26 protein-coding genes are annotated in these 25,723 nt (G+C 34.7%); 8 read left to right on the top strand and 18 right to left on the bottom strand.

The window, feature by feature from the left end; all coding sequences use genetic code 11:
- Positions 1-535 precede the first annotated feature (535 nt).
- Both GKR88_20115 and GKR88_20110 read left to right on the top strand, forming a co-directional pair.
- Complete coding sequence (locus GKR88_20115; GenBank protein QMU66364.1) at positions 536-1,531, top strand: transposase; 996 nt, start codon at positions 536-538, stop codon at positions 1,529-1,531.
- Positions 1,521-1,844: a hypothetical protein gene (locus GKR88_20110; protein QMU66363.1), complete on the top strand. Its 324-nt coding sequence runs from the start codon at positions 1,521-1,523 to the stop codon at positions 1,842-1,844. The genes GKR88_20115 and GKR88_20110 overlap by 11 nt, the downstream gene beginning before the upstream one ends.
- Before the next feature lie 282 nt (positions 1,845-2,126).
- On the opposite strand, the gene GKR88_20105 is transcribed toward GKR88_20110, so the two are convergent.
- Positions 2,127-2,549, bottom strand: coding sequence for a molybdenum cofactor biosynthesis protein MoaE (locus GKR88_20105; GenBank protein QMU66362.1), 423 nt, complete (start codon positions 2,547-2,549; stop codon positions 2,127-2,129).
- Positions 2,550-2,848: 299 nt separating this feature from the next.
- Here GKR88_20105 and GKR88_20100 point away from each other — a divergent pair, with 299 nt between their 5' ends.
- Positions 2,849-3,124, top strand: coding sequence for a DUF3817 domain-containing protein (locus GKR88_20100; protein ID QMU66794.1), 276 nt, complete (start codon positions 2,849-2,851; stop codon positions 3,122-3,124).
- 4 nt (positions 3,125-3,128) lie between these two features.
- On the top strand, positions 3,129-3,638 hold the full coding sequence (locus GKR88_20095) for a CvpA family protein (GenBank protein ID QMU66361.1): 510 nt from the start codon (positions 3,129-3,131) through the stop codon (positions 3,636-3,638).
- A 9-nt stretch (positions 3,639-3,647) separates the two neighbouring features.
- Here GKR88_20095 and GKR88_20090 read toward each other — a convergent pair whose 3' ends face one another.
- The 13 genes from GKR88_20090 to GKR88_20030 form a co-directional block, all read right to left on the bottom strand.
- The gene (locus tag GKR88_20090; protein ID QMU66360.1) at positions 3,648-5,537 is read right to left on the bottom strand and encodes an STAS domain-containing protein; all 1,890 of its coding nucleotides are present in this window, start codon (positions 5,535-5,537) and stop codon (positions 3,648-3,650) included.
- A 10-nt stretch (positions 5,538-5,547) separates the two neighbouring features.
- Entirely contained in the window at positions 5,548-6,189 is a 642-nt protein-coding gene (locus tag GKR88_20085) for a DUF2490 domain-containing protein (protein ID QMU66359.1), read from the bottom strand.
- Positions 6,190-6,200: 11 nt separating this feature from the next.
- Positions 6,201-6,827, bottom strand: a complete 627-nt coding sequence (locus tag GKR88_20080; protein ID QMU66358.1) for a carbonic anhydrase — start codon at positions 6,825-6,827, stop codon at positions 6,201-6,203.
- 130 nt (positions 6,828-6,957) lie between these two features.
- The gene (locus GKR88_20075) at positions 6,958-7,257 is read right to left on the bottom strand and encodes a hypothetical protein (protein QMU66357.1); all 300 of its coding nucleotides are present in this window, start codon (positions 7,255-7,257) and stop codon (positions 6,958-6,960) included.
- Between the two features lie 45 nt (positions 7,258-7,302).
- Complete coding sequence (locus GKR88_20070; protein ID QMU66356.1) at positions 7,303-8,064, bottom strand: tetratricopeptide repeat protein; 762 nt, start codon at positions 8,062-8,064, stop codon at positions 7,303-7,305.
- Between the two features lie 2 nt (positions 8,065-8,066).
- Positions 8,067-9,833 (bottom strand): protein BatD, encoded by a 1,767-nt coding sequence (locus GKR88_20065; GenBank protein ID QMU66355.1) that lies wholly within the window; start codon positions 9,831-9,833, stop codon positions 8,067-8,069.
- 31 nt (positions 9,834-9,864) lie between these two features.
- A complete protein-coding gene (locus GKR88_20060; GenBank protein QMU66354.1) occupies positions 9,865-10,647 on the bottom strand; it encodes a tetratricopeptide repeat protein in 783 nt (260 codons plus the stop codon).
- A complete protein-coding gene (locus GKR88_20055; protein QMU66353.1) occupies positions 10,644-11,690 on the bottom strand; it encodes a VWA domain-containing protein in 1,047 nt (348 codons plus the stop codon). The genes GKR88_20060 and GKR88_20055 overlap by 4 nt, the downstream gene beginning before the upstream one ends.
- A gap of 32 nt (positions 11,691-11,722) precedes the next feature.
- A complete protein-coding gene (locus GKR88_20050; GenBank protein ID QMU66352.1) occupies positions 11,723-12,085 on the bottom strand; it encodes a four helix bundle protein in 363 nt (120 codons plus the stop codon).
- Between the two features lie 84 nt (positions 12,086-12,169).
- Complete coding sequence (locus GKR88_20045) at positions 12,170-13,174, bottom strand: VWA domain-containing protein (protein QMU66793.1); 1,005 nt, start codon at positions 13,172-13,174, stop codon at positions 12,170-12,172.
- Positions 13,161-14,096 (bottom strand): hypothetical protein, encoded by a 936-nt coding sequence (locus GKR88_20040; GenBank protein QMU66351.1) that lies wholly within the window; start codon positions 14,094-14,096, stop codon positions 13,161-13,163. The genes GKR88_20045 and GKR88_20040 overlap by 14 nt, the downstream gene beginning before the upstream one ends.
- Positions 14,096-14,965 carry a DUF58 domain-containing protein gene (locus GKR88_20035; protein QMU66350.1) on the bottom strand — a complete coding sequence of 290 codons (870 nt, stop codon included), beginning with the start codon at positions 14,963-14,965 and terminating at the stop codon, positions 14,096-14,098. The genes GKR88_20040 and GKR88_20035 overlap by 1 nt, the downstream gene beginning before the upstream one ends.
- 45 nt (positions 14,966-15,010) lie before the next feature.
- Entirely contained in the window at positions 15,011-16,000 is a 990-nt protein-coding gene (locus GKR88_20030) for an AAA domain-containing protein (GenBank protein ID QMU66349.1), read from the bottom strand.
- 250 nt (positions 16,001-16,250) lie between these two features.
- Here GKR88_20030 and GKR88_20025 point away from each other — a divergent pair, with 250 nt between their 5' ends.
- The 4 genes from GKR88_20025 to GKR88_20010 all read left to right on the top strand — a co-directional run bounded on the left by GKR88_20025 (position 16,251) and on the right by GKR88_20010 (position 22,747).
- Positions 16,251-19,136, top strand: a complete 2,886-nt coding sequence (locus GKR88_20025) for a TonB-dependent receptor plug domain-containing protein (GenBank protein ID QMU66348.1) — start codon at positions 16,251-16,253, stop codon at positions 19,134-19,136.
- 15 nt (positions 19,137-19,151) lie between these two features.
- Positions 19,152-19,985, top strand: a complete 834-nt coding sequence (locus tag GKR88_20020; GenBank protein ID QMU66347.1) for a hypothetical protein — start codon at positions 19,152-19,154, stop codon at positions 19,983-19,985.
- 11 nt (positions 19,986-19,996) lie between these two features.
- Positions 19,997-20,797: a hypothetical protein gene (locus GKR88_20015; protein ID QMU66346.1), complete on the top strand. Its 801-nt coding sequence runs from the start codon at positions 19,997-19,999 to the stop codon at positions 20,795-20,797.
- 75 nt (positions 20,798-20,872) lie between these two features.
- Complete coding sequence (locus GKR88_20010) at positions 20,873-22,747, top strand: T9SS type A sorting domain-containing protein (GenBank protein QMU66345.1); 1,875 nt, start codon at positions 20,873-20,875, stop codon at positions 22,745-22,747.
- 542 nt (positions 22,748-23,289) lie between these two features.
- Here the strand turns inward: GKR88_20010 and GKR88_20005 are convergent.
- The 4 genes from GKR88_20005 to GKR88_19990 all read right to left on the bottom strand — a co-directional run bounded on the left by GKR88_20005 (position 23,290) and on the right by GKR88_19990 (position 25,544).
- Positions 23,290-23,511: a hypothetical protein gene (locus GKR88_20005; protein ID QMU66344.1), complete on the bottom strand. Its 222-nt coding sequence runs from the start codon at positions 23,509-23,511 to the stop codon at positions 23,290-23,292.
- A gap of 9 nt (positions 23,512-23,520) precedes the next feature.
- Positions 23,521-24,618, bottom strand: a complete 1,098-nt coding sequence (locus GKR88_20000) for an IS4 family transposase (GenBank protein QMU66343.1) — start codon at positions 24,616-24,618, stop codon at positions 23,521-23,523.
- A gap of 103 nt (positions 24,619-24,721) precedes the next feature.
- The gene (locus tag GKR88_19995) at positions 24,722-25,123 is read right to left on the bottom strand and encodes a hypothetical protein (protein ID QMU66342.1); all 402 of its coding nucleotides are present in this window, start codon (positions 25,121-25,123) and stop codon (positions 24,722-24,724) included.
- Positions 25,077-25,544 carry a helix-turn-helix domain-containing protein gene (locus GKR88_19990; GenBank protein ID QMU66341.1) on the bottom strand — a complete coding sequence of 156 codons (468 nt, stop codon included), beginning with the start codon at positions 25,542-25,544 and terminating at the stop codon, positions 25,077-25,079. The genes GKR88_19995 and GKR88_19990 overlap by 47 nt, the downstream gene beginning before the upstream one ends.
- Positions 25,545-25,723: the final 179 nt, after the last annotated feature.

Here is a 25,723-nt window from a genome sequence, read left to right as displayed (position 1 = left end):
CTATTTTTTCTTTTAATTATAAGGGCGAAATTCGAAAAGCCTGTTTTAGAGTAAATATAACCGTCAAATAATTTGATGGTGTTAAACAGGTGCCGGAGAAAGCCTATGAATATTAAAATACTAATAACCATTTAAACGTAGAAAAAATTATGGGACTACTATTTGAACAAGCACCGGACACACCAATGTTTAAAACAGAATTAGATACGGAATCACCCTCTCATGATCCTGAAGGACCACAACCAAACCTTTAGATTAGCAAATAGAAATAATTACTTAAAATAAAAACATAATAGTTATGATGAAATTTCTTTTTTTGCTTCTTTTTTTCTTTGTTAATAACTCTTATTTTGTTGATAACCAAAAACACAAAAGAACGGAGTGAACTTTAGCGGCCAGCTAGCTTTTTAGAGCCATCCCCCGTATTAGTCTCCGTTCTTTTTAAAAGTTACTTAGAACCATATAGAATTTCAGTTTCTGCCCTTATTAAAGGTCTTAGTTTAAGTAACTATTATTAATATCTAATTACAAAATTATGAAAACAAATGAAATTATCGGAATCGATGTCAGTAAATTATTAATTGATGTTTGTATCTATTCTAAACAAATTGTTCAACAGTTTGAGAACAGTAAATCTGGATTTAAATTAATGCTAAAGTGGAGTTTTAAAAATTCGTCTTTCTCTAAAGAAGAAACCATGTTTGTATTTGAACATACAGGAATGTACTCTCATTTATTATCTGTGTCTTTAACTGAACAAAAATTATCTTTTTTCATAGCTTCTGGTTTAGAAATTAAAAGATCTATTGGTATTGCTCGTGGAAAGGATGACCAAATTGATGCCAAACGCATTGCTCTATATGGGTATCGATTAAAAGAAGAACTTAAACCCAGTAAGCTACCTAAAAGAAGTATATTACAACTAAAAAGTCTCTTATCTTTAAGGACAAAACTTAACAAACAAAGAGCTGGTTTTAAAGTTACTTTGAAAGAACAAAAAAGAATTTATAAAGCAAAAGAGTATAAAATAATCTTTGACGTTCAACAAAAAATGATTGCAGAACTAACCAAACAAATACACAAGATTAATACTCAAATGCAAGCTATTATTGACCAAAATATAATGTTAAAAGAAACCTATAAACTTGTTACTAGTGTTAAAGGTATAGGAATGCAAACTGCTATAATGATGATTGTGTTTACTGACAATTTTTCAAAATTTGAAAACTGGAGAAAGTTTGCCTCTTATTGTGGTGTTGCTCCTTTTCCTTACCAATCTGGAACTAGTATTAAAGGACGTACAAAAGTCTCTCATTTGGCTAATAAAAAATTGAAAGCAATTATTAATATGTGCGCTATTTCTGCTATACAACATAACCCAGAAATGAAATTATACTATCATAAAAGAATAAAACAAGGCAAAAGTAAAATGAGTACCGTTAACATTATTAGAAACAAATTAATAGCAAGAGTGTTTGCCGTTGTCAAACGACAAACACCCTATGTAGATACTTTTAAATTTGCTGCATAAATTAGTAAAAATAATATCTCAACTTTTACTTGTTTTTATCATAGAATACGGGGGCTGGCTTGCCAGATTATTACTACACGTAAAAGCAGATAATGATGATTATAATACGGCAGCGTATGAACTCGAAGAAAAGGAAGTTGAGGCCACTGCAGGAGGTTCATTGGCAAATTTGGCAGGAAACCCCCATAACGCACAATTGGCCAGGGATTTGGGAAACCCAATTCTTGACGTCGCTTCGAGCGGAGATGGCTATTATTGGGAAGGGGCAGGATATGTGCAATGGGAAATTCCGTACATCATAACACGAAAATAGGGCAGTGTAGTTGTTGAAGAGGGCACGGTAACTCAACGTATTGAAGTCAGCGACGAGGGTAAAGTAACCGTTAGTAAAGGGAATGTTTCAAAAACTTTTGACAACAGTTTACCTGAAAACCTCAAATCAGCAGAGTAATTTGTAAGAAATTTTTTATTTGAGAGGGTATATACAGTGTTTATAGTATATCTGAAAACTGTATATAGCATTAGGGCAGGTTTTTACACCTGCCTTATGTTTTTATGAACTTAAGACAGTAATTATTCTTTTTGGTATTAAACTTTAAGGGTGAGCATTTACCCATACGGCTCCATCCGAAAAATATTCTTTTTTCCAGATAGGAACGGTCTCTTTTAATGTATCAATAGCAAATTCACACGCTTCAAAAGCAGCCTTTCTATGCGGAGCAGAAACCATAATAATTACAGGGGTTCCACCTATTTTTAATAGGCCCTCTGCATGATGAATGGCAATTTTTTTGATGGCAAATTTTTTTAGAGCCAAGTCAGCGATTTTTTGTAGCTCTTTAATTGCCATGGGCTTATAAGTAGAAAAATCAAGCTGAATTACCTCTTTGTTTTGCGTATGGTTTCTGACGGTTCCTACAAAAACAGCAATACCACCGCAGGAGCTATCTTTTACAAACTCGTAGCATTTGTTTACATCTAATTTCTCAGCAGTAATTTTGACAGAAGTATTACTCATCGGTAAGCAAAAATAGGAAATCTATAGAGTATATGTCGGTTATTTTTACCATTATTAAAAGTCAATCCATATTTTAGAGAGATCTTTGCAAAATTGATTTGGCAAAAAAGTTTGATGCCCGAAGAACATTTTCAACCGGAATAACCTATTGGTTTTGAGGATTTAAAATTTTCGAGAAGGAAGAAATTTGAAGCCAAATCAATTTCAATACGGAATATATCACTATTTTGCAAAGGTCTCTTAGATTGAAAATAAAGAGTACCTTTGAAGAATTATATGGTTTAGCCATACTTAAATTAATGAAAACTTTTTTTAGACTTATTGGTTTTTTGGAAGGAGTATCCTATATATTATTGCTTTTCATTGCAACTCCTGTCAAATATTATGGAAATGATCCCGGTTATGTTAAAATGTTGGGAATGCCTCATGGAATTTTATTTATGTTATATGTGATTTTAGCATTTGTATTGCGCTCAGACCAAAAATGGAATACCAAAACATTTGCGACTATTTTGTCAGCATCTGTAATTCCGTTTGGAACTTTTTATGTAGATAAGAAGTACTTGAAAAAATAAGAAGATGAACGCTTTTGATGTTATTTTGGCAGTGCTGTTGTTATATGGTTTTATAAAGGGTTTTACAAAAGGGCTTTTTGTAGAAATTGCTTCTTTGGCAGCGTTAATTAGCGGAGTATGGGGAGCCATTCATTTTTCCTATTTCATAGCAGCTATTATGGAAAAATATGTAGACTGGAGCGAACACTATATTTCTTTAACGGCTTTTGCAATTACCTTTATAGCGATTGTTATTGTAATAGCCTCTTTAGGAAAACTATTTACAAAATTAGCCGATTTTGCTGCCTTAGGACTGGTCAATAAAATCTTAGGAGGTGTTTTTGGGTTCCTTAAAATAGCTTTTATAATGAGTATTTTGTTGTTGTTTTTTAGCAGGATAAATACTGCTTTTTCTTTTGTTGATAAGGATACCGTAGACAATTCTATTTTATATGCTCCAATAAAAAGCATGGCACCTGCTATTTTTCCTTCTATTATAAAGGAGGAACATATAGAGATGCCTAAAATTATTTAGCCTGTAACGTTATTTTATATCTTGATGTTTTTTAATCCAGGAAAGACATTCTTTAAAATTATCAAAGATACATTCTTCGGGGATAAGATCCGGGATAATATCAATTCGTTCCATCATGTATTCAGGTTGTTTTTGAAGATCAACAGCCAGGATATTTTTACCATCCTTTTTTAAATCCACTAACACATCTTCCAGAGCATACAAACCCGACTGGTCGATATATTGCATTCTGTCCATCCTGATAACAATGGTAGATGCAGATGCCGGAATTTGTTTTATCAGTTGTTGAAAATCACTGGTAGAACCAAAAAACAAAGGACCTTTAATATGTTTGATAAACACTTTTTCCTGCAGGCTTTTTGTAAGGCCGATTTCATCAGCCCAAGGTTCTTCTTTTAAAGATTTTACATCAGATCGCTGAGCTGTTAAATCACCTATTTTTTTCATAAACATCAGCGAGGCAATTACCAAACCGATACCTACGGCGTAAATCAAATTCCAAAAAGTAGAAAGCAGTAATACGATGAGCATAACAATTACTTCTGAACTTACTTTAAAAGAGAATACTTTAAATAATTTGAAGGAAGTGTCTTTTGGTAAACTCGGAATTGCTCTTAAACCCTTATAGTCCATCACACCAATACCAACAGTAATTAAAATGCCCGCTAAAACCGCTGCCGGAATTTTTGAAGCAACAGGCCCTAAACCTAATAAGATAACTAATAGCATGATACCGGCAATCATACCGGATAATCTGGTTTTTCCTCCGGAGTTAATGTTAACTACGGTTCTGATTGTTGCACCGGCACCCGGGATTCCACCGAAAACAGCAGCAATACTGTTTCCAATTCCCTGACCTACTAATTCTTTATTAGGCTTATGTTTGGTTTTGGTCATATTGTCCGCAACAACCGAGGTTAATAATGAATCAATAGCCCCTAACAGAGCGAGTGTTAAGGCTGTAAAAATATAAGGCGTTATGTTTGTTAAACTAAAATGGGTAAAAATATCTGTATTTGGAATCGGAAAACCTGCCGGTATTTCTTCAATGGGCCTGTAATCCAGGCCAAAACCAACAGCAATTCCTGTCATAATAAGAAGTGCTACTAATGTGCTGGGAATAGCAGTTGTAATGCGTTTAAATCCATAAATTATGATAATGGTACTCAGCGCTAAAATTAACTCTAACCAATTTATATTTTTGAGCGCTCCGGGCAATACTTTTAATGTGCCAATAACCCCGGAAGCTTCTTTTCCTGCGAGTGTTTGAGCCTCTTTATTAATATCTTCCGAGGTAATTTTTTGAGATGAAGCCACTAGTTCATTAAAATCTTCAGAAGATAAGGCTTTTTCACCAAACTCTAATTCCAGCGCTTTTTCAATCACCATATTTTCATAAATTGAGGAGGTTGCTTTTTCCTTGAACTGATCTACAAATTGAGCATTTTCTTTGGCGTAATATCCAACGGATGGCAATATTTGAGTGATTAAGATAATGGCTCCAATAGCTGTCATAAACCCGGAAACTACAGGATAAGGAATATATCGGATATATTTTCCCAATCCGGCAAAGCCCAAGCCAATTTGAAATAATCCCGAGAGTAAAAAAACCGTTAAAATAGCGGGTAGTGCTTTGCTTAGATCGCCATCATTTGCTGCAATAATGCCCGCAATAATTACCATGCTTACGGCTGTCATTGGTGCAGTAGGTCCGGAAATTTGAGTATTTGTCCCTCCCAAAAGTGCAGCGAAGAAGCTAATAAAGATAGCACCATATAACCCCGCACTAGGCCCTAAACCGGAAGAAACCCCAAAAGCCAAGGCTAACGGGAGTGCAACAACTCCGGCAGTGATACCACCAAAAGCATCGCCTTTTATATTTGAAAAAAGATTTTTCATATTATTTTAGTTAAAAGTTTATAAATGTAATAAGATTAATTTGATCTCTACCGGAAGACTCAAAAATTTGATTCATATAGCCTATTTCTATTTTCCAGTTTTTTTGTACCTGATACCCTAAGCCGCCATATATCCTGTTTCGGTCAAAAACAGCAGCATCTCCGTTTAAAAAGATCTCATTATAGGCCGAAAGGTAATACTTTGATTCTTTGAAAGGAATAGCCAGGCCTAAAAAATATCGAAATCGAGTTCTGAAATCACTTTCAATAAACCGCTGTTCAAAACGATATCTGTGCTGTAGTTTCACCCTTCCTATATTTTGTTTTGTGATAAACTGCTGAAAAATCCGATGCTCCTGGATGGTTCTTTCCTGATCTGTATTTCCTATAAAGTTTTCAGAGTTGATATATCCATAGCCTAACAATACGTTACTTTTAGCACCGAGATGGTAACCTAATCCTGTTCTTAGCAGTAATTGTTCCAAATCTCCGAGGGCATTGTAATTTCTGTATTGGACTTCATGATGAAGGTTCCATTTGGAATTTAACTGCTTGTTTCCTATGTATACAAGCCAATTCCCTAAGCCGGTATTTTGACCGGCCATTTTTAGGGAAATTAGCATAAAAGTAACAATGAAAAGTATTTTTTTCATATTTTTCTTTATTAGTAAAAAGTTACGGAACCGTCTTTAATATCATACATCGCACCGACGATTTTAATTTCTCCGTTGTCTTCCATCTCCTTTAAAGTTGGGCTTTTGCTTCTGATATTGTCCATGGTCATATATACGTTTTTCTCTGCAACCGCATTTACAAAGTCAATATTTCCGGAATTTCTGAATTGTAGTTCACTGGGTTCCGTTACTGCATTTACCGCAGGTTTAAGTTTGCTTAACAAAGTAGTTAGATTCCCCAATTTGGCATCATCGCAAGCCCCTTTTACAGCACCGCAAGCGGTGTGGCCTAAAACAACAATGGCTTTTGTTCCGGCTAATTTACATGTAAATTCCATACTCCCTAAAATATCATTATTTACAAAATTCCCTGCAATTCTGATACTGAAAATATCTCCGATTCCCTGGTCAAAAACCAATTCTGCCGAAACTCTGGAATCTACACAGTGGAGTACGGTAGCAAACGGGTATTGCCCGGAACTGGTATCTGCTACTTGTTGTAATAAATCTCTTTCAACTTCTTTATTAGCGACAAATCTTGCATTTCCTTTTTTTAATAGATCAATGGCTTTCTCCGGTGTGATAGCCGCTTGCGTTTGTTTTGTGTGTGCTTTCATTTTTTATGCGTTTTTAATCCTTAATATTGATTTTAATTTAAAAAAATTGATAGACAATTTACCATAAAGGAGGATAAGTTGCATCAGAATCTGATTTTTTTAATAATGCTTTTATAAATGTATAAACAAATTAGACTATAGCCTGTTCCGGAGGAGGAATAAAGAGGTTTTTAGGTAGAGAATTGTATTTCTTATGATAATAGCGTAAGGAATTAGTTTTTTTAGCAATAAAAGCCAGGAGTGGGTTATCAGAGGAATAAAGAATTTTAGATTCTACATCTTTAAACGCCTCTTTATTACTTTCTTCCTCATTCATGTCTTTAATCAAAGCAATTTCGTAATGACTATCTGCCATAGCTAGGAGCGTAGGACTGATGATCGATATACAAAAAGTCAAAGTAAAAAAGAATGTAATAATCGTTTTATTCATTTTTTTGGCTAATCGAATTGTAAATATAAGAAAAGGATTCTTTTGTTAAATAATTTTCAACACTTTTAAATCTTCGGCATCTATCCATCCTATTTTTCCGTCGTCAAGTTTAATTTTTTTCCAATTATCAACAGCATCTAAAACTTTCACTTTTGTTCCTTCGTGAAGTGTAAAAATAGCATCACTGTTAAGTGTCGGGGCATTTTTGATTTCGGTTTTTTCCGCAAAAATAATTCCATAGCTATTGGTTTGCTCATCGTTGTATTCTTTGTATGAAAAACTGACAGAGATGATTAAAAAGAGAAAACAAATAATACTACTTACAAAATAAAATCTTTTTTTAGAAGGGGTATATGAGAAGTAGAAAAACAAAAATAATAAAGCGCCCAGAGCGGAGAAGATCACTGCCAATATTGCCCAATCATTGTAGGATAGTTTTTTGATATAGCTTTCATCAAATTTCTGAATGACAGATTTCGGTAGCGCTTCTATGGTATCTATGGTTAGTCTTTTGGCAAAAATCAGGTTATTATTCGCATCTTCATTTAACGGATTTATCAGCAGTGCTTTTTCGTAATTGTAAATCGTTTCCGCGACATGATTTAGTTTGTAGTAGCAGTTGCCTAAATTGTAATACAATTCGGATGAAATTAGGTTGAGAGTTTCAATTTTTTGATATAGGGCAATTGCTTCTTCATATTTTCCGACTTTATACAAATCATTGGCTTCTTTAAAAAGAGTTTCAGGGTTTTGGGCCGATACAAAGCAGGAAATAAAAAACCATATGTATAACAGGTGTTTTTTCATAATCATAACTGTTTATCTAATAATGCAATGGTATTTTTTGCATGTACATATGCTTCTTTCATCTGTACATTGTCTATGGGAGTATAACGGGCAAAATCGCAATTCTTTAACACTTGTATAAAAGAATTGACAGTACTTTTCTCTACATGCCTTTCAGTTAGAAGCTCAGCTATTTTTTCACTGCTGATATCTGAAGTTTCAATACTCAATTTTGCTTTTAGATAATTGTGTAATGCTCTTTCCAGAGCTTCGTAGAATGCTTCTTTTTTACCTAATTGTTTTTGAGCTTCGGACAAGAATTTTTTAGCGAGCTTATCTGCTTTTCTTATTTTGTTACCGACAATATCCTTATTTTTTTCTTGTTGTTTTTTAGCTACAAAAATTCCCACGGGAATTGAAATAATAGGTAAGAACAGCAAGAGATAGAATACATTTGATTGGAAAAAATCTTCTTTTTGATCAGAAATAAAAGTACTTTTTGTTTGGATATATCTAAAATTTGCTCCGGTGACGGTTACAGGTCGCTTGGCAATACTATTATCGTCGGAATTGGTTATCAGCTCTTTTCCTTCTAAGACATTTACAAATACATCATCGGAAGTAATGGTGTTATATTTTTTCGCTATAGGGTTAAAATAAGAAAAGGAGGTACTGGGAATCTTATATTTTCCTTTATACTGCGGCACAACCGTATAATGTTTACTGACAAAACCGCTTAAGCCGGAACTGGTTACATTTACACGTTCTTTTTGTTCGGGAGTATATACTTCTAGCTCCGACGGAGTAACAATTTCCGGGATATCAAAAAGTTTTAAATTCCCTTTTCCGGACACCGTTACTTTGATAAGTGCAGATTCATTAGATTTTAAAATATCTTTGCTGGAGGTTACACTGTATTTAAAATCGCCGACTGCACCATTAAAATTTTCGGGTTTGCCCTCCAAAGGCAATTCTTTTACGCGTACTGTTTTTTTTGCCGAAGCAAAAGCCCGGGTGATGTTTCTGGAGATCACATTTCCAAAGAAATCAACTCTCCCGGTCGGAACTCCGATTACAATATCCATTTTCATGGAGTCTATGGATAAGTTTCCTGATTTTGTTGGAATCAGGAGCGCTTTTTTTAATATGACATATCGATATTCTTCCCCATTATATATGCCTTTTTTTACAGGTAGCCCGTTTATTTTTATATCCTGATTCCAGAAACCGTTATACTGTGGAGATTCTGTAATGGAAAAGTCATTTACGCTGATGTTTTGACTTACATATAATTTATATTCAACATAGACACCTTCCCCTACATAAGGGTTGGATTTTGATATTTCGGCAACCAGATGAATGTTTTGCTGGGCTATATAATTGGGATCATTTGGGTCTTTGGGAATTTCGACGGCATCTAAAACAATAATTTTAACAGGTTTGGAACGTACTGTTTTACCATTTAGGTCGATACTTGCAGAGGGAATTAGAAACTCTCCTTTTCTTTTTGGCTGAATAATATACGAGTAAGATTGAGAAAAACTGGCTTTGCCATTGACCCAGGATTGACTGATAGATTGACTGGGGCCACCCACCACCTTGAAATTTTTAAAATCAGGAGGTGTAAAGTGGTCTGCTCCCTGTTTATTAATTGCAAACTCTATCCGTAGTCTTTGATTAACACCCAGTTTGTTTTTACTGACAGTGGCTTTCAATACTGCTTCCTGAGCAAAAACAGGCATACAGTTTAAAAAAACCAAAATGACTATGTATATAAACTTCGTTTTCATAATTGTTCAAAATTGATAAAAAGAAATCTGCTTACCAATCTTTTTCTTGTTTAACTTTTTTACCCTTGGCTTTTTTTACATTCATTTTCTTTTGAGTTTTTTTCTCTTCATTTTTCAAACTCTCCAACAATTGTTTGACTTGTTGAGGGGTCATTTTCCCCTGCTGAGGTTTCGGTTTCTGCTGCTTTTTTTGATCATTTTTTTTGGGATCTTTATTTTTATCATCTTTCCCGTTTTCTTTATCCTTTTTATCTTTATTATCCCCTTCTTTTTTGTCTTTATTCTTATCTTTTTCTTTATCGTTTTTATTTTTTTGATCTTTTTTATTCTTATTATTTTTGTCTTTATTTTTTTCTTTTTCCAATAGTTTCTGGGCCACGGCTAAATTATATCTGGTTTCATCATCATTAGGATTATTTCTCAAAGAATTTTTATACGCATCTACAGCAGGTTGATATTGTTTTTGCTCCATCATGGCATTTCCAATATTATGATATGCTTCTGCTTTTTCAAATTTTGTTTTTGCGGTTTTAGCCATTAATTCGTATTGCGGAACGGCTTCTTTATAAAATTTATCCTGATACAATGCATTTCCTAAATTATAACTAGCTTTCTTATATGTACTGCTTTTTTCCAATGCTTTTTTATATGCAACGGAAGCATCCGTATATTTTTGTTGTTTGTATAAATTGTTTCCTTCTCGCACTAATTTCCTGGCTTCTCTTTGTGCGGCTATAGTATCTTTTTGAGCAAAGCTGTATGCTGATGATAGCAGCATTAAAAGGCAGACAAACAGATAGGTATCTAATTTCATTTTTTATTTTTTTCTTCGTTAAACAAATCTACTTTTCGCAGCCATTTGGTTTTTTTATCTAATAAAAAGATGTCTAAAATTAAAAACAAAATTCCTAATGCCAGAAACCATTGAAACTGGTCTTTATAATCGGAAAATTGTTTGGTTTCAAATTCGCTCTTTTGTGCATTGATAATAATATCTTCAATTAATTTTACCGGTTTTTCCGTTTTATTTCCATCGATATATCTTCCTTCCGAATCATTTGCAATTTCCTGTAAAACATCTGCTTTTCGTGTTGTAACTACGGATTCTCCTTTCCTGTCTTTTTTATATCCGATAAGTGAGCCGTTAATTTTTATAGGAATAAGCCCGCCTTTTTCTGTCCCGATACCAATGGTATATACTTTAATACCGTCATCAGCCATATTTTTAGCTACCTGCTTGGTTTCTTCCTGATGATCTTCACCGTCGGAAATAATGATTAAAAAACGATTGGTCTGATCTTCGTTATCATAATATGTCTTTGCCAGGTTCAACGCTTCATTTATGGCGGTTCCCTGGCTGGAAACAATATCCGGACTGGCATTTTGCAAAAACATTTTTGCGGCTGCATGATCCGTTGTAATAGGCAAAAGAGGATAAGAATTACCGGCGTAGACAATAACACCTACTCTGTCACTACCCAATTTGTCAATGATTTTAGAGATGATCTGCTTTGCTTTTTCCAATCTGTTCGGAGCAATGTCCTCTGCCAACATACTTTTGGAAACATCTAAAGCAAAAACCACATCTACCCCCTCTCTTTTTACTGTTTTAAGTTTTGTCCCCATTTTAGGGTTTACCAGTGCCAGGATTAAAAAAGAAATACCGAGACTGAAAAAAATTAACTTTAATGTTGATTTAAAAACGGAATGATTAGGAGCTAACTTCTCTAATAAACGTACATTGGAAAACTTCCGTTGTATTCTTTTCTTCCAAAAAAGCGCCAGCAGAAATACGACAATTACAACAGGTATTATGGTAAAGAAATAAAAATAAAAAGGATCTTCCAGTCTGTACATTATGAGTTTATTGTTGAATTGTTTAAAAAGGGTTATGGGTTTATTTGTGATTTTCTTAAAGCGTTTAGCATATTTGATATTTTATAAATCGGGGTTCTTAATTTTAAATACTCTTCTTCAGAAATAAAATGAAGTTCTTTAGATATTATTAAGTGATTTAAAACTTCCATAGTTGAGCTAAACGCTATTGTTGTAAAATGTGCTTTATCTTTATTTGTGATTCTTGATGTTCCTTCTGCCAGATTTGCTGCAATCGAATTTGAAGCTCTTCTCATTTGACTTATCAACCCAAATTTTTCTTCTTTATGAAATGTAGAAGTTAGTTTATAAATATCTTTGGAAAACTGAATAGCTTCTTTCCAAACTTCTAATTTTTCAAATGAAAAAACATGCATAATTTACACAATAAACAATTCAACCTTTAAACAATTCAACAATTAAATAATTAAATAATTCAACCTTTAAACAATTCGTTTTAATCATATAAAACTTCTAAATAACGTATTTCTTAAAACAAATTCAAGCAGCAATAACCCTCCGGCAATAAAAATTAAAAACCGGTATTTTTCTTGATAATTATAATATTTAAATTCTTCGATTTTTGTTTTTTCAAGTTTATCAATCTGATTATAAATCTCTTCCAGTTTGGTATTATTAGTAGCTCTAAAGTATTGCCCTTCGGTTTCCGAAGCTATGAATTTTAAGAGCTCTTCATCAATTTCTACCTGTTGTTTTCTAAATTTTAATTGTCCGTTTCTGGGATCTTTTGCATATGGGAAATCTGCCATTCCATTGGTTCCTAACCCAATAGTATATACTTTGACTCCCAGTTCCTTCGCAAGCTCTGTTGCCGTTTTGGGGTCAATATTACCGGAGTTGTTTACCCCGTCGGTTAGTAAGATAATAACCTTGCTTTTTGCCTTACTGTCTTTTAATCTGTTTACGGAAGAACCTAAGCCCATTCCAATAGCAGTACCCCCTTCAAGCAAACCCCATTTGATTTCGGAAATAGTTCTTTTTACAATCCCTTTATCACTGGTAATAGGTGTTTGAGTAAAACTCTCTCCGGCATATAAAACAATGCCAATCCTGTCATTGGGCCTTCTGTTGACAAAATTGGTAGCCACTACTTTTAAAGCTTCCAACCTGTTGGGCTTCAAATCGCGTGCCAGCATACTGGCAGAAACGTCAATCGCCATTACAATATCTATTCCTCTGTTTGCTTTTGTTTTTGTACTTACCGAAACATTTCTGGGTCTTGCAAGGGCAATAAATAAAGCTGCAATTGCTAATAAACGCAACCCATACAAAAAAGGCTTTAGCTTCGGCAGAAAAGAAGATGTTGGAAACCCTTTGGTACTTGAAATAGTTAACACGGCAGCATCTTTTTTTCGTGTAAAGAAATACCAGATTCCCAAAAAAGGAATGATTACTAATAACCAAAGAAACTCGGGATTGCTAAACTCAAAATTATTCCAATTCATCATGATCTTCAATTACAGGTTCTTCCTCGGGTAAAGGTTTTGATTTGAGGTCTTCTAAAATAACTTCCGCATCTTTTCTGTTTGCTTCTATCTCATGTGAAAGCGGTTTTGATTTGGCAAATTTTACCAGATCAGCTTCTTGTAACAATGCTTTTAATTTGTCAAAAGTTTCTTTGGAAAAGAGGATCGTTTCCGCGTTTTTAGCGTCATGTATATATGCTAAAAGCTCATCTGAGGTGATTTCCAAAGCAGGGATTTTTAATTCTCTTTCTATGTATACCCTGATGATTTCGGTTAACTCGCTATAGTATTGTTTAACCTTATTATTTTGCCAAAGCAATTTACCATCCAAAGTTTTTAATTTCTCGATAGCTTCTTCGTACGGAGGTAGTAGTGGAATGATTTCTTCCGATGTTTCTTTTTTCTTTTTTCGCAAAATAAAATACAACGCTACACCCATTATGAGCAGTGCCAGGAGCACCCAAATCAAATAAGGTTTAAAATCATCAAAAACATAAGGTTCCTCCTGGATAGATTTTATGGGAAACATTTTTTGTTTTGTAGTGTCTACGGCAACAGTAGCAACATTTATTAAAATAGAATCGGTCAGAAAAGCCTGATTTCTGATAAAAATCTGTTGCTGCGGGATATAAAAAGCACCACTGTCGAAACCGGTTAATATATATCTTTTGATTAAACTATTTTTAATAGTATCTGTTTTAGCTTCTTCAATAACTTCCAAACCATTTAGGTTTAGCTTGGGGATAATGACATTAGTAGTGTCAGGGATTTCAATTTTAAATTGAAACTGTTCACCTATTCTAATATTAGTGGTATCGGCCTTAGCGCTTACGTTGGATGTACTTTGACCAAAAACAACGAAGGCTGATAGTAAAAAAAAGTAAAAAAAGAGTTTTTTCATTATCTTCCTTTATGTTTAAAATATCCTAATAATTTTTTGACATAACCTTCATCAACTCTGTTATTAATAGTACCGGCACCACTTCTTTTGAAAGTGGAGAGAAAATAGTCTGATAACCTGTTTGCATTTGCCCTATAATGAGTTCTGACTGTTTTTGATGCGGTATTTACCAATTGAATGTTTCCGCTTTCGGCATCTAACATAGGCACCATACCTAAATTCGGTATCTCCTCGTCGTGTTTGTCATATATTCGGATGCCTGTGATATCATGTTTGTTTGCAACTATTTTTAATGTTCTTTCATAAGCATCATCCATAAAATCAGACAACATAAAAACAATGGCTTTCTTTTTCATAACATTTGACAGAAATTTAAATGCCTGGCCAATATTTGTTTTTTTACTTTCGGGCTTAAACTCTATCAATTCTCTGATAATTCTCAATACATGGCTTCTTCCTTTTTTGGGGGGGATAAACAATTCAACAGCATCAGAGAAAAGAATTAACCCGACTTTATCATTGTTTTGAATTGCCGAGAAGGCCAAAGTTGCTGCAATTTCCGTAACGGTATCTTTTTTAAATTGTGCTGTGGTTCCGAAAAATTCCGACCCGGAAACATCCACCACGAGCATCATGGTAAGCTCTCTTTCTTCTTCAAAAACTTTTACAAAGGGTTCATTGTATCGGGCAGTTACATTCCAGTCAATAGCTCTTACATCATCACCAAATTGATACTGTCTTACTTCGGAAAAAGTCATACCGCGACCTTTGAAGGTAGAATGATACTCTCCTCCGAAAATATGGTCGGACAGACGTCGGGTTTTGATTTCAATTTTCCGAACTTTTTTTAATATCTCTTTGGTGTCCATTTTTTAAATGCTGGATAAAGAAGGGGTTTACGAAAGACAATTATTTTAAGGAACTTCTATTTCATTAACAATCTGGTTGATAATGTCTAATGAAGATATATTTTCCGCTTCTGCTTCATATGTAATTCCAACTCTATGTCTGAGTACGTCATAAACAACAGCTCTTACATCTTCTGGAATTACATATCCTCTTCTTTTAATAAAAGCATAGCATTTAGAAGCTTTTGCCAAGTTAATAGTACCCCTGGGAGATGCTCCAAAACTAATAAGCCCTTCCAGTTTGGAGAGATGATATCGTTGAGGGTATCGAGTGGCGAAAATAATATCGAGGATGTATTTTTCAATTTTTTCGTCCATATACACTTCATCAACAACACTTCTTGCTTTAATAATCTGATCTGTTGAAATAACAGGATTTACAGTTGCAAAACCTCCGGATAAATTTTGACGCATAATCATTTGCTCATCATTTAACTCGGGGTAGTCAATGACTACCTTCAACATAAAACGATCTACCTGAGCTTCCGGTAAAGGGTAGGTTCCTTCCTGTTCTACGGGATTTTGAGTTGCCATAACCAAAAAAGGCTCATCTAGCTTAAAAGTAGTGTCACCAATAGTTATCTGCCTTTCCTGCATGGCTTCTAACAAAGCTGACTGTACTTTTGCGGGAGCTCTGTTGATTTCATCAGCTAATACAAAATTGGCAAATATAGGCCCTTTCTTTATTGAGAAATCATTTTCTTTAATATTATAAATCATCGTTCCGACAACATCAGCAGGTAATAGATCAGGTGTAAACTGAATTCTACTAAACGAGCCTTGTATTACCTTTGATAAGGTGTTGATGGCTAACGTTTTTGCCAAACCGGGAACACCTTCCAGCAAGATATGTCCATTACTGAGCAAACCAATAAGCAATCTTTCTGTCATCTGTTTCTGCCCGACAATCACTTTATTGATCTCATTGGTCAGTAAATCCACAAAAATACTTTCCCGTTCTATTTTTTCATTAATGGCTCTAACATCTATATCCATGTTGATTTAAAATTTAATATTAAAATTTAACGAACAAAACTACAATAATAGCTATTTTTTTATTGTTAAATATTGGTTAAAGCTACTAAGGTTTATATATGTATAAGAGGAATAATAACCATTCTAAAAAACAAAATCGGAATCATTTAACAAAATAGTGATTGAATTTTTTAAGATTTAAGAGAAAAAATTTGTTTTTAATATAAAAAATATCAACATTTGCCCTTACGTATAATCAATCAAACTTTACATGAAAAACAATGACGTATTAAAAATTTTCTTATTTACCTTTATCTTTATGCTGTCATTCACTGTGAATGCACAAACGGTTAAAGGTAAAATTACAGACAGGGACGGTGAAGCTTTGCCATACATGAATGTAGTAGAAAAAGGGACAACAAATGGGACTACCTCTGATGAAAATGGGGAGTTTTCGATAATTGTTAGAAAGATACCTACTGTATTAGTAGTTTCATCTTTAGGGTATAAAACTATAGAACAAGAAGTTACAGGAACTGCTTATTTGACAATTGTTGTTGAAGAAGGAGGGGTTGCTTTGGATGAAGTAGTACTGGTAGGATCCAGAAATAAAAATCGTACGGTTGCTAATACTCCGGTACCTGTTGATATCATTGATATTACAGAGCTTGTTAGTTCAGGCCCTCAATTGAGTGTCAATGATATTTTAAATTATGTAGCACCCTCATTTACCTCAACTCCTCAAACAGTAGCCGACGGAACCGATCATGTAGACCCGGCTGCTTTAAGAGGTTTAGGTCCGGACCAGGTTTTAGTATTAGTGAACGGAAAGAGAAGACATACCTCTTCTTTAGTAAATGTAAATGGTACAGTTGGTAGAGGTAGTGTGGGCACCGATATGAATGCCATTCCTTCGTTCGCTATTCAAAGAATAGAAGTTTTAAGAGACGGTGCTTCTGCCCAGTATGGTAGTGACGCTATCGCCGGAGTGATCAACATTGTACTTAAAAAGAAACAAGGCTTTGAATTTCAGGTAAACGTTGGAGCAAATTCCGGGAAAGAGACAAATAGCAGAGATGGTGAATCTTTTTTGAACACAAATACTGACGGAGAGAGTTTTCAGTTTGATGCAAACTATGGTATAGCACTAGGTAAGAAAGGAGGGTTCCTTAATCTAACGGGTTCTGTATCTACAAGAAATCCGAGTTTTAGAGCGGGGCAAAACGGATTTACCGGGACCATTTTTAATGGAGCTAACTCGATAGAATGGGTTGGTCTGAATAGTGGTTTGGGCTCTGACATTACCCGATACTCTCTTACGGATATTCAATTCTTAGCACAAGGAGTAACGCATTTTGATTTGGTATTAAAAAACAATATCCGGAATGCGACCTCAATTGCTGCTCTACGTACGCTGCTAAACTTTGATACTACCGATGCCGAATTAGTAGTAAGAGGTTTGTCAAGAAGAGATTTTAATATGAGAGTAGGTCAATCCAAATTGAGAAATGGTAAATTCTTTGCAAATATGGAACTGCCCTTAGATGACAATTTTACTTTCTACTCTTTCGGAGGTATCAGCTATAGAAGTGGTAATGCAGCAGGATTTTACAGAAGACCTGACCAGTCAAGAGCCTATACAGGTTTGTATCCGTCGGGATTCTTGCCTGAAATTAACAGTGATATTGAAGATAGGTCAATCTCTTTTGGAATCAGAGGGAAGCATGGAGAGTGGGATGTAGATCTTAGCAATACATGGGGAGAAAATAGTTTTGATTTCACTATTGGAAACTCAGTAAATGCTACTTTATTAAACAGTTCTCCATTAACGGCATATGCCGGTGGATTTTCTTTTGTTCAAAATACGACAAATTTGGATTTGACCAGATTTTATGAAGATATATTTTCCGGCTTAAATGTGGCTTTTGGAGCTGAATATAGATTAGAAAATTATAATATTCTCCAAGGACAAGAAGAATCTTGGGCGACCTATGATACTAATGGGAATATATGGAACGGAGATGCAGCGCTTCAGGTGGTAGATTTCTTTGGAAGAGCCAGAGCAGGAGGAATTCAGGTGTTTCCCGGATTTAGACCGGAAAATGAAAGAAATGCATATAGAAACAGTTATGCATTCTATGGAGATGCTGAATTGGACTTAACAGAAAGCCTGTTAGTAACCGGGGCGGTTAGATATGAAGATTATAGTGATTTTGGTAATACTTTAAACTGGAAATTAGCATCCAGACTAAAATTGACTGATGATATTAATATCAGAGCTGCTACAAGTACAGGCTTTAGAGCACCTTCTTTACATCAATTACATTTTAATGCTACAAGTACTAATTTTATAAACGGAGTTCCGAATGAAGTGGGTACTTTTTCTAACGATAGTAGAATAGCCAGGATTTTAGGAATCCCCAGCCTAAAACAGGAAGAGTCTTTTAGTGCCAGTTTAGGGGTTACCGCTAAAATTCCCAGTTTGAGTTTGACATTCACTATTGACGGATACTTTACTGCAATAGAAGACAGAGTAATATTAACAGGTAATTTCTCCAGGCCCGCTACTGCAGGAGAGTTACAATCATTGTTTGATGCTGCCAATGCCACCAGAGCACGTTTCTTTGCCAATGCAATTGATACGGAAACAAGAGGCTTGGACATTGTAATTTCTCAGGTGTCAGAAATTTCCGATTTTACATTAACAAGTGATCTTGCTTTTTCTTACAATAGAACAAAGAGGGTAGATGATATTCATGCTTCCCCGGTGCTGATTTCACAATTAGATACTTATTTCGGAGACAGAGAAAGGTACTTTTTAGAGTTGGCCACCCCTAGAGTAAAAGCCAACTTATCTAATATACTCAGAGGCGAAAACTGGAATATATTCTTAAGAAACTCATTTTTTGGAAGCGTATTCGAACCAAATGGAGCACATGAAGAATTTGGAGCCAGATTGCTAACGGATGTGTCTTTTGGGTATGATTTTACAGATAATTTAACTATTACATTAGGTTCCAGCAATATTTTTGATGTGTACCCGGAAACTGCACCGCCAGGACTGTCTAGTGGTAATCAGTTTGTGTATCCGAGAGCAACTTCTCAGTTTGGTATAAACGGAAGATCGGTTTTTGCTCGATTAAACTACGAATTATAATTTAAAAAATAAACAATGAAGAAAATTAAATATGTATTATACGTTTTTGTGTTGTCGTTACTGGTTGTTTCTTGTGAAGATGATACTAAAAGTGTGACGAATCCGGGAACTTTTACGCTACCTCAGGAGATAAAAGTAACTTTTACTGACACAAATATTAATCCTCAGGTAACAGAAGGAGATTCCATTTCTTTTAGATTAGGTATGAATCGAGCAATTAACGGAAGAGTTGTCGTTTCTTTGAATGTTACTTCTTCAGACGGATTTGTTGAAGCTAACTACCCTTCAACGGTGACATTAGAAGACGGACAAAGTGCCCGTTATTTCAGCATTACTCCAACTGATGACGGAACAGTTGAAGCCGAAGTATATACCGTTTCCATATCTTCGATAAATGTTCAATTTACTGATGGAAGTACAAGGTATTTTGCTTACAATGAAAATTCTACAAGAACGATTAGAGTACGGGACATTCCTTCGCCGATTGTGACAACTGTCGGAGATATTACGTTTAATTTTACTTGGTCCGGATCTTCCGACTTAGATTGTAGAATTTTAGATTTCCCGCCGACGACTATTTTTGATACGGGTTATAGTACTACTCCGGGAGAGTCTGTAACTTTGGCATCAGTCACTCCGGACGGAGATTATGTTTTTACGGTAAGACCCTGGGCAGTAAGTGATGCCTCTATTACTTATGGTATTGATTTGGTTACTCCCACGGAAACAAGACCATATGCCGGTACTTTTATGAATTTAACCGGAGGGTGGACGATGGAATTTATAGTACTTCAGGTTAATAAAACAACAAGCGGAACCACCGTTACCTATACTGTTACCCAATTTTAAAAACGAAAAATATGAAAAAATATATATATAAAATAAAATTAGTAATCATTACAGCATTTGTATTAACCTCATGTGCTGTAGACGATGATGCTACGGTTACTAACTTCGCAGGTAACATAGAGGCGTCTTTTAGTGCTCGTGTATATAGAACAACAGCTACTGCAACATCTTATGATCTGGTAGTGAACCTTTCAAGTGCATTAACAAATTCTGCGCAACTAGATTATACATTAGACGGAACTACCCTAGTTGCCAGAGGAGATCAAGACTCTAATACCATTACGATAACTGTAGATATGTCTGGCAGTACTTTTAGAACCGTGTCTTTGACAAAGATTATCATGTTTTACGCATCGGCGCAAAATACAAACATGACGGTATCTGCTACTAATAATACGGCAACCATTGTAAGAGGTGATGATACCATTGCTCAAATGACTTGGGGAAATACTACGGATATTGATCTGTTGCTGACTGCGGCACCGGCACCAACAGCTCCTTATGTAGATGATCCTGCGACAACTATAGATTTAAGTTTGTCAGTCAATCCTGTCGAAACCGTTATTTTGCCGGCTACATCGGCTGACGGAGACTATTCGGTAAGTATTGTTCCTTTTGCTGCTTTTACGACTCCTATACAATTTTCTTTATCCGTATTTGCAGGGACCACAGCTTATAGCTTTACGGGAACAGTGGCTAGCGGTGAAGCAGCGACCGGTGGATTTTTCTCGCCAATTTCGTATTCTACAGTTGTAGAGTTTGCCAGGATTACAAAATCAGGAACGACTTATACTGTTGTAAATCAATTATAAATTAGTTTCTTAAAAAAAAGGTTAAAGGCTTAGGGAATCTACAATGATTTCCTAAGCCTTTTTTAAATTCAGAAAATGAAAAAAAGAATTTTCATTGGATTGTTATTATCAAAAAATCTGCTATTTTCTCAGTCATTTACAGATATAACAACTGTTTCCGGTATTCATCATATCTATAAACAGGATAGAGAGATGGGTGGAGGAGCCGTTTTTTTCGATTTTGATAATGACGGGTGGGAAGATCTGTACATTACCGGAGGGAAAGATAAAGATCAATTGTATCGAAATCTGGGAAATGGAGGCTTTCAAAGAATAACTTCACCCTGGATAGATAGTACGGAAGATTTTTATACTACAGGGGTTGTGAGTGGAGATATAAACAATGATGGATATAGAGATTTATTTGTAACCACATGGAGAGGAGAGAATAATAATGGGCCTTTACAAAGAAACCTCCTCTTTATGAATAATGGAAATGGAACCTTTTCCGAATTGGGAAACAGTTACGGATTAACCGAAATAGGGTTCTCTATGGGAGCTGCAATACTGGATTATAATCGCGATGGTCTTTTAGATATATATGTTGTAAATTATATAGAAAATAGCGTTGCCGTATTTGATGATATAACCGGTGAAGTAACTGGTTTTGATCATGATTGCTATGCCAATCTTTTTTATAAAAATAACGGAAATGGTACATTTACTGAGATGGCTGCTACATTAGGGCTTAACAACAGCGGTTGTGCTCTGGCTGTAATGGCTACGGATTTTGATATGGATAACGATTCAGATATTTATATAGCTAATGATTTCGGAGAGTTTGTAGTAACTAATACGATGTTAGAGAATAACTACCCTGTCAACTCTTTTTCGGATGTTTCCGTAACAACAAATATGAATGTTGGAATTTACGGTATGGGAATTGCCTATGCAGATTTTGATAAAGATCAGGATTTTGATTATTACATCACTAATTTAGGGAAAAACGTACTCATTCAAAATGATGGAAATCAAAATTTTACAGATATTATTACTGCTACTGGTGTGGAAAACATCTATGCAGAGAATAGCAATAATACGCTCTATTCTACCAGTTGGGGAGCTGCTTTTTTGGATATTAATAATGATACATGGCCTGACCTTTTTGTAGCGAATGGAAGAATACCTGCAGCCAGTTTTATTGCTACAGGGGAAGATGACCCTAATAAACTATTTATAAATAACGGGGATATGACGTTTACGGATATTTCTGATATTGCAGAAGTTAACGATTATAATAGGGGTAGGGGTATGGCATATTGTGATTACGATAAAGATGGAGATCTGGATATGATCGTAGTTGTTCAGGACGGTACTGCAAGTACTACGGCAAAAACAGTATTGTACCAAAATCAAATAAACCCAAATGGCTCTGATGGAAAGAACTGGACTCAAATCAAATTGGAGGGTACAAATATAAATAAAGATGCCATAGGGGCACGGGTAGAACTTACAGTCAACGGAGAAAAGTTGATTCAGGAAGTACATGGACAGGGAAGTCATTGTAGCCAACACTCTCTGATATTGCATTTTGGATTGGGAAGTCATACGGTAATAGATAAATTAAAAGTAATTTGGTCTTCTACAGACACACAAACATTTATGAACTTAGATGCAAATACCAGATTCAATTTAGTACAAGGGGCTACATTAAGTACTCCGGATGGTGAATTGTTTTCAATATTTTCAACATATCCGAATCCGGTTAAAGATATGTTGTGGATTTCCGGGATAGATCAAGAACATCAGGTAAAGGTTTATTCTGTATATGGAAAACTCCTTAAAAAAGAATCTGTTACTACTCATCGTGCATTTGTTGATATGACAAATTATAAAACAGGGATTTATATAATGAAATTTATTGATCAGAATGGCGTAACTAAAAGGAATCAGTTAATCGTAAAAGAATAAGATCAATTCTCTGTCATTTTTTTAAATTATTAAGATGATTGACCAAAGTATTTGTTCTTTAATAAGACAGTCAGCTACATTGTTAATAAATGAAAAAGTAAAAGAATTAAGAAATAAAGGAGTATCTGTTTGTCATTTTGGGTTTGGTTAATCTCCTTTTCCGATTTTTCCAAGTATAGTAAAAGCGCTTCAAGAGAATGCGAACAATGGCCATTATTTACCTGTTTCGGGATTAGCATTCTATGAGAGCAAATTGCTTTATTTTAAAGCATCAAAATATACAAACTGTTAGAGATGCTGTTTTTATTGGGCCCGTTAGCAAAGAATTATTATATCAAACGATATTAATTTTTGACATGGAGTATTTAATTCCGAAAGGAAGCTGGGTTAGTTATATACCTCAAACCCAGTCTAAAGGTGAAAGTATCATATTTTGGATACTTTTTTAGAAGACAGCTTTAAGTTAAATGCAATAGCACTTCAGAAGTTTTTGAGAAATCAGGAAGATCCTGATAAAGCGTTTATACTGATTCTAATACCTATTAGACTTTAAAATTACTCAAAAAAGTTTGAGTGTATAACTCATAACTTGTTATTGATTTGATAAGTTTTGGTGTTAATTGTTTGACCATCTGTGTAATTTTCTCCTGTAAGGTTTCAACATCTTTGAATAGTTTCATTGCCACTTTACTTTTCATCCATTGCCATATTTTTTCAGCAGGGTTTAACTCAGGTGCGTATGGCGGTATTCTTATGAGTTTTATGTTGTCTGGCTAAGTACATGACAAAAATTTAGTCAAGTTCATATTGTTTTGATTTACAGGGTTTAATAGCACAGAAGCGATATAATCTAATCCATATTTGAATATGCTTTTAGCCATTCTTCCATGCTTTTTTATTTTGATAGGCTTAATCTGATGTAAATATATACCAACTTTGTAACACCATACGAAAGCCATCATTACAAACAGTACTAAATTTTTCAATACGCTTAATATCTTGCAGGTGTGTGTTTTAAAGCAATGAAAGCCACTGGCTTTCATTGCTTTAAAACACATCTCTATCTGCCATCGTTCTTTGTATTGTTCAAAGGCCTTATCAGGAGCGTTGAACGATACAATGATTAAGAAATCAGGCTTTCCATTTTTTGGGTACAACTTGCATCCGGAAAGGAAACAAAGCTGACCATTAACACGTACAATTTTAGGATAATACACAAACTCATTGATCTTATGTGGATTAAACAAGTGAAATACTTTGATGGTTTTGTTCTTATCAGGAAGCTCTACCTTAAAGTTGTTTCGAATGCGGATATAATATTTGATTCCATTTGTATTCAAGAAATCCAACCAATGATTACCTACAAACTCTCTATCGGCTACAATGGATTTAATAACATCTTTGCCAAAAAGTCTTATGAAACGATTCACAAGATCAATACGCTCCTGACTGTTAGAGTTCCCTGGCTTATCTAACATAGTAAATAACAATGGGAAGGCAACACCTTTATAGACAACTCCCAACATAAAAATGTTGATGTTGGTCTGACCAAACTTCCAATTGGTCCTATCAATACTCAAGATCAATCCCTCTTGCTTAGGAAGGAGACTAAATATAAGACGAGCGATCAAATCTCCATCCAACGAATAATCAGCAATAAATCTTTGAATACGTCTGAGTGATGACTTCGAATCTACTGAGGTCTCAAAAGCGTTGGCTACCTTTTCAAAGGTAACTGTCTGTACCTTACAGAGGGCGATAATGAAATGTGATATGAGTTTGATTCTTGCCAAATTGATCTTACCTTGGAAATGAGAACTTAAAACTGAATTTAATTCACTACTTTTAGTGGAAGCATTGGTTTTTTTCATTAGAAAAATGAGTGATGTTATTCTTCTAATATACTGAAAATCAATGCTTTATTTTAATTATTTAACATTTAATTTACTGATAATCAATTAATTATATTTTTTGTCATGTACTAAAGTTGTCTGGGATTGTAATGTTTTGACAAGCATGGAATCCAGCATTGTCCATAATAACGATTTTGAGTTCTCTAGGGTTTTGTTTACTAAAATCTTCAAGAAAGTTTTCAAAAATGTCATTAGATACTAACGGGGTTTCCCAATAGAAACTATCTCCTGTAATGGGAGAGAAACATCCCCATAGCCATAACCATTGATAACTGTGTTGATATTGCCCTATAGGTTTAATTCCTTTGGAGACTAATACTCTTTTCTGTTTGGTCATCAATCCAAAACGAGATTCGTCTTGAAAGTAAAGATTGAAACTATCATACTTATCTTTATTTAGACTGTCTCTAATCTCACTAAGTCGATGGGGTAGTTTTTTTAAAGGCTTCCACAGCCTGCTCATCTTTTTTGTGATGTGATTTCCTTGCTACTTTCAAAACACTATGGTGGTGTACACGACAGTGCTTATAGAGTGTGGCATAGTTAATATTGGATTGGTAATGCTCCTGTACCCAGTCAAGCAGTTCTGTATAACTAGTAATCTGTGCCAGTGGGTCTGAAAGTTTCTCTGCCAATGCTTCTTTTGTACCCTGTTCTATTAAAGGAGTATTGTTACCCCCTTTATTACTGGACAATAATAACTCTAAGCCTCCATCTCTATATACCTTTATCCAGGTATAAATAGTTTTACGACAGTGCTTAAGCTTTGGAACCATATCTTTGCTGTAAATCACTTTTTTCTGATGTATCAAAAGCAACATTTTGATACGGCTTCTTTTGGTAATACTTGTTTGCTTGGGTAAGAGTTTTTTTAGTGTACTCAAACTCTATACTATGTCTATATCTATTTGCTTTGCCATGACAACAAGATATAACTTTATTGAGTAAGATCAAAGTTAAAACAGTATAATACCAAAATGAATATTTATATAATCCAATAATTAGAAAAAATATGTATGCTCCCGAGCAAGTAGGTATTTTACCGTGATGCTTTGCGCACTAT

The sequence above is a fragment of the Flavobacteriaceae bacterium genome (assembly GCA_014075215.1).
In the GTDB taxonomy this organism is placed as follows: Bacteria; Bacteroidota; Bacteroidia; order Flavobacteriales; family Flavobacteriaceae; genus Polaribacter.
Note: the sequence above shows the minus strand (reverse complement) of the source record. Positions and strands in the feature narration are given on the sequence as shown.

What these genes read in the sequence shown, in the direction of transcription:
- GKR88_19995 (QMU66342.1), bottom strand. Translation starts at nt 25,123, where the DNA reads ATGAGCAGGCTGTGGAAGCCTTTAAAAAAACTACCCCATCGACTTAGT.
- GKR88_20015 (QMU66346.1), top strand. Translation starts at nt 19,997, where the DNA reads ATGAAAAAATATATATATAAAATAAAATTAGTAATCATTACAGCATTT.
- GKR88_20040 (QMU66351.1), bottom strand. Translation starts at nt 14,096, where the DNA reads ATGAAAAAACTCTTTTTTTACTTTTTTTTACTATCAGCCTTCGTTGTT.
- GKR88_20090 (QMU66360.1), bottom strand. Translation starts at nt 5,537, where the DNA reads ATGAAAAATCTTTTTTCAAATATAAAAGGCGATGCTTTTGGTGGTATC.
- GKR88_20035 (QMU66350.1), bottom strand. Translation starts at nt 14,965, where the DNA reads ATGGACACCAAAGAGATATTAAAAAAAGTTCGGAAAATTGAAATCAAA.
- GKR88_20080 (QMU66358.1), bottom strand. Translation starts at nt 6,827, where the DNA reads ATGAAAGCACACACAAAACAAACGCAAGCGGCTATCACACCGGAGAAA.
- GKR88_20060 (QMU66354.1), bottom strand. Translation starts at nt 10,647, where the DNA reads ATGAAATTAGATACCTATCTGTTTGTCTGCCTTTTAATGCTGCTATCA.
- GKR88_20085 (QMU66359.1), bottom strand. Translation starts at nt 6,189, where the DNA reads ATGAAAAAAATACTTTTCATTGTTACTTTTATGCTAATTTCCCTAAAA.
- GKR88_20100 (QMU66794.1), top strand. Translation starts at nt 2,849, where the DNA reads ATGAAAACTTTTTTTAGACTTATTGGTTTTTTGGAAGGAGTATCCTAT.
- GKR88_20075 (QMU66357.1), bottom strand. Translation starts at nt 7,257, where the DNA reads ATGAATAAAACGATTATTACATTCTTTTTTACTTTGACTTTTTGTATA.
- GKR88_20045 (QMU66793.1), bottom strand. Translation starts at nt 13,174, where the DNA reads ATGAATTGGAATAATTTTGAGTTTAGCAATCCCGAGTTTCTTTGGTTA.
- GKR88_20115 (QMU66364.1), top strand. Translation starts at nt 536, where the DNA reads ATGAAAACAAATGAAATTATCGGAATCGATGTCAGTAAATTATTAATT.
- GKR88_20070 (QMU66356.1), bottom strand. Translation starts at nt 8,064, where the DNA reads ATGAAAAAACACCTGTTATACATATGGTTTTTTATTTCCTGCTTTGTA.
- GKR88_20030 (QMU66349.1), bottom strand. Translation starts at nt 16,000, where the DNA reads ATGGATATAGATGTTAGAGCCATTAATGAAAAAATAGAACGGGAAAGT.
- GKR88_20050 (QMU66352.1), bottom strand. Translation starts at nt 12,085, where the DNA reads ATGCATGTTTTTTCATTTGAAAAATTAGAAGTTTGGAAAGAAGCTATT.
- GKR88_20025 (QMU66348.1), top strand. Translation starts at nt 16,251, where the DNA reads ATGAAAAACAATGACGTATTAAAAATTTTCTTATTTACCTTTATCTTT.
- GKR88_20000 (QMU66343.1), bottom strand. Translation starts at nt 24,618, where the DNA reads ATGAAAAAAACCAATGCTTCCACTAAAAGTAGTGAATTAAATTCAGTT.
- GKR88_20065 (QMU66355.1), bottom strand. Translation starts at nt 9,833, where the DNA reads ATGAAAACGAAGTTTATATACATAGTCATTTTGGTTTTTTTAAACTGT.
- GKR88_20020 (QMU66347.1), top strand. Translation starts at nt 19,152, where the DNA reads ATGAAGAAAATTAAATATGTATTATACGTTTTTGTGTTGTCGTTACTG.
- GKR88_20055 (QMU66353.1), bottom strand. Translation starts at nt 11,690, where the DNA reads ATGTACAGACTGGAAGATCCTTTTTATTTTTATTTCTTTACCATAATA.
- GKR88_20095 (QMU66361.1), top strand. Translation starts at nt 3,129, where the DNA reads ATGAACGCTTTTGATGTTATTTTGGCAGTGCTGTTGTTATATGGTTTT.
- GKR88_20010 (QMU66345.1), top strand. Translation starts at nt 20,873, where the DNA reads ATGAAAAAAAGAATTTTCATTGGATTGTTATTATCAAAAAATCTGCTA.
- GKR88_20105 (QMU66362.1), bottom strand. Translation starts at nt 2,549, where the DNA reads ATGAGTAATACTTCTGTCAAAATTACTGCTGAGAAATTAGATGTAAAC.